This is a genomic window from Arthrobacter sp. 05T444 (assembly GCF_056395905.1).
Map to the genome: position 1 here is coordinate 1 of NZ_JBFTKK010000058.1, position 784 is coordinate 784.

General features: G+C 65.1%; 1 pseudogene. It reads left to right on the forward strand.

The window, feature by feature from the left end:
* Positions 1-784: pseudogene (locus AC1DD3_RS22060) on the forward strand (pyruvate dehydrogenase (acetyl-transferring), homodimeric type); the annotation flags it as partial.

Sequence of the window (784 nt, forward strand, 5' to 3'; positions counted from 1 at the left end):
TCTACGCCGCGTACAAGGCAGCGACCGAATTCAAGGGCAAGCCCACCGTGATCCTGGCCAAAACGGTCAAGGGCTACGGCCTCGGCCCGCACTTCGAAGGCCGCAACGCCACCCACCAGATGAAAAAACTCACCCTCGACGACCTGAAGGAATTCAGGGACTACCTCAGGATTCCGATCTCCGACGCCCGCTTGGAGGAAGACCCTTACAGCCCGCCCTACTACCACCCCGGTGTGGACGCCCCCGAGATCGCCTATCTCCTTGAAAGAAGAAGGGAACTGGGCGGCTACACGCCCGAGCGCCGCCCCAACCACGCGGCTATTGAGGTCCCCGAAGCCAAGACCTTTGACATCGCCAAGCGGGGCACCGGCAAGCAGCAGGCCGCCACCACCATGGCCTTCGTCCGCCTCCTCAAGGACCTCCTCCGCGACAAGAAGTTCGGGCACCGGATCGTTCCCATCGTTCCCGACGAATCGCGCACCTTCGGCATGGACGCGTTCTTCCCGACTGCGAAGATCTACAACCCGGGCGGCCAGAACTACCTGTCCGTGGACCGCGACCTGGTCCTGGCCTACAAGGAATCCGCCCAGGGCCAGCTGATCCACCCCGGCATCAACGAAGCCGGCGCCGTCGCGGCGTTCACCGCCGCCGGCACCGCCTACGCCACCCACGGCGTGCCGCTGATCCCGGTCTACGTGTTCTACTCCATGTTCGGCTTCCAGCGCACCGGCGACGCCTTCTGGGCCGCCGCGGACCAGATGACCCGCGGCTTCATCATCGGCGC